Origin of the sequence: Enterobacter sp. CM29 (assembly GCF_013179605.1) — a bacterium.
In the GTDB taxonomy this organism is placed as follows: Bacteria; Pseudomonadota; Gammaproteobacteria; order Enterobacterales; family Enterobacteriaceae; genus Enterobacter; species Enterobacter intestinihominis.
On record NZ_JABMCU010000304.1, the window covers coordinates 1 to 2,785 of the forward strand.

The 2,785-nt window shown below is 50.2% G+C and carries 4 protein-coding genes; all 4 read right to left on the reverse strand.

Going from position 1 to position 2,785, the window contains the following annotated elements:
* A partial coding sequence (locus HP459_RS22240) for a CSS-motif domain-containing protein (protein WP_171936858.1) occupies nucleotides 1-635 on the reverse strand: 635 nt, incomplete at its 3' end.
* A 127-nt stretch (nucleotides 636-762) separates the two neighbouring features.
* Complete coding sequence (gene mepS, locus HP459_RS22245; RefSeq protein WP_003859364.1) at nucleotides 763-1,332, reverse strand: bifunctional murein DD-endopeptidase/murein LD-carboxypeptidase; 570 nt, start codon at nucleotides 1,330-1,332, stop codon at nucleotides 763-765.
* A 424-nt stretch (nucleotides 1,333-1,756) separates the two neighbouring features.
* Complete coding sequence (locus HP459_RS22250) at nucleotides 1,757-2,461, reverse strand: phosphatase PAP2 family protein (RefSeq protein WP_046619110.1); 705 nt, start codon at nucleotides 2,459-2,461, stop codon at nucleotides 1,757-1,759.
* 33 nt (nucleotides 2,462-2,494) lie between these two features.
* A partial coding sequence (locus tag HP459_RS22255; protein ID WP_171936859.1) for a GTP-binding protein occupies nucleotides 2,495-2,785 on the reverse strand: 291 nt, incomplete at its 5' end.

A 2,785-nucleotide genomic window follows, 5' to 3' on the forward strand; every position in this document is an offset into this window, starting at 1 on the left:
GCAGGGACCTCAGGCAAATCCCGCGCCTGAACCAGCATTCCGGACTGGGTGGATAACGCGGAGTCGCCAATGACGATCGATATTCCGGAAAATTCATCCTGACGTGACGTATAAAGAAGGTAAGGCGTCAGGTTGATGTTCACGGAGGTAAATACGCCGCCGTCTTTTACCAGCGGATTGCGATACCAGATAGCGATCGCGGGTTTATCCGGCAGCATGGGCGTACCCGGCAGGAGCGCGATATCAACAGGTTTGCTGATGTGTAGCTGAGGGATAAGCGTTTCCATTGGGGTATTCATCGGACCTGTTGCCGAAGAGCAGAAGGCCTGTTTATCCCGGACCAGCAAAAAGGCGCGCACGTTAATACTGAAGGCCGCGCGTGAGGTGAGCGCCGCACTGACCTCTTCACAGCTGTTCAGCGTGAGCGGCTGGAGCGTATCAATAGAGGTTTTAAGCTCGTCGAAAAAGCTCTCCATGTAGACGCTTAAATCCGTAATGAGGGTATCGTACCTGACTTCTCGCTTGTGATAACTCCAGTAAAACTGTAACGCACTCAGAAGCAGGGCGGTAAACAACCCCGTCAGAATACTGAGAAACAGTATCTTGCGGTTGCTGGAGAAGTAGCGGGTAAACATAGATGTCGTGATTCCTGAAATGACGCTGGATGTCTATCAGTGTAACGGGCAAAAAAAAACACTGCCGGAGCAGTGCTTTTTTAATCGTATCGCCAGCCAAGGGATAACCAACGATACGACAGCAATATTAACTACGGCTCAGAACGCGGCGAGCTTCGTTGTAGCGCTTCTTCCAGTAAGGTTCGTTCATGCTGGAAATCGTCACACCACTGCTGGTGGAAGCATGGACAAACTGATCGTTACCGATATAGATGCCAACGTGTCGACCGGTTGAACCTGCTCTGAACAGGACTAAATCGCCCGTACGCAGTTTAGTGCGCGAAATGGACTTGCCCATTTCCTGCTGTTCATAAGTAGAACGCGGAAGGTCTAACCCAAACTGCTCACGGAAAGTACGCTGTACGAATGCGGAGCAATCGATGCCTTTCTTGGTGCTGCCGCCCAGGCGGTAACGCACGCCTTTCCAGTCAGCATACTGATCCATAATACGCGACTTAACGTCGAGATTACGTACCATATTTTCAAATTCATCCTGAGAGGCTTGCAGTGAAGAGGAATCTTCCATTCCCACAACACGCGTCTCAGGATGCATATTCTTCGCGGTGTTCGTCGTACTACATGCCGAAAGCAGAACCGCCACTGCAATCGCCGGGATCCCCCGCAAGATATATCTCAAAATTGGTTGAGATTTGACCATTTTGTTTGTTTTCCCTTGAAGTCCTTAACGAAAATATCGTTATAAAAATGCCAACCGTGACGAGACTAATTATCTGTTCACAATGAGACAATTCTTTATGGTGAAATCTGTGGCACAACGCACAAAATTATTCACCACGATAATAATTATCTCAATGGGGCAAAACGAGTTCGAGGTTAACCGATTGCAAAGGGCATTGCGAGCAAAAAAGACCGTTTTTTTATAAGAAAATGTGATACACAACGTTACAGCGCGGAATTGCTCAAAATGCCGCCATTCATACCGGTAATCCCTGCAATTGCTTCATTTTTATCACGAATTGTATGACGGAATGATGACAGCGCTGAATGATGCCGGAAAGAAGTGACTCAGGGATCGAAAACGATCCCTGATGAATGGTGTTAATTAGCGTTATTTATTTGTTTCAGACTTGTTTAAATTTGCCGGGAAGATAGCGATCAAAAATACCTATTACGCGATCGCTCAGGGGAGTCATCAGCACCCAGGGTAAACCAATTAACACCGCCGTGAGGGAGCCTACGGCGATATCTGTCAGCCAGTGAGCGCCAATCATCACCCGCGGGAATGCAAATACCACCACAATAACCAGGGCGATGGCGAAGGCTTTTTTACCGAAATAGCGCAGCATGAAGCCAGCAAAAATCAGCAGCATCATACCGTGGTCGCCCGGGAAGCTGTCCTTCGACGCGTCTTTGGTTGGAATATGAAGCAGCTCGCTGACGCGGTTAATATTCGGGAAAGAGAGCGACGGACTGGCGCGTTTAACCGGCATCAGATGCTGCGCCAGCTGGTTGATAATCACGGCTGCCAGCAGCATGACCAGGCCGATAATCAGAATACGGCGACGACCCGTTTTGTCTTCCTTCAGCCAGAAGGAGAGCATCAGACAGCCCATTGCCAGCAGCGAACAGCCGTCAAACGCGCGGTTGTTGGTGATCGCCACCAGCCACAGGAAGGCTTCACTCTTCGCCAGCGCCTGGTTAAAGAAGTGGAACAGCCCGGAATCCAGCGGGAACCAGAATCCGTGATCCGCCGGGATATACCAGGAGAAAAAGAGCGCCAGACCGGCAGCGTTGAGCAATAAAATAGCAGGAAGTCGAGTCGTCATAGTCTTCAGCAATGTGTGAAATCAGGGGCAACGTTAGCCGCCCAAACTTAAACGAAGCTTCAACAGGCTTGACTGGAGGGCATTCCAGTCGGTATTAACCGCACTAATTAACTCTATCCGGCTGTCGGGTGGCGCGACGTTCTGGGTTTCTATAAAGAAATCCTCGCCCTGACGATTAATGCGCACCAGACCATCCGGGGTGCGCATGATCCCTTTTACCCGCTCAACCGGCGCCAGTCTCGCCCATTCCAGTATACCAATGGTGTCGAAAACCGTATCGGCATCGAAGATCCAGCCGCAGGCCTGGTGTCCCTGGCCGCTGTT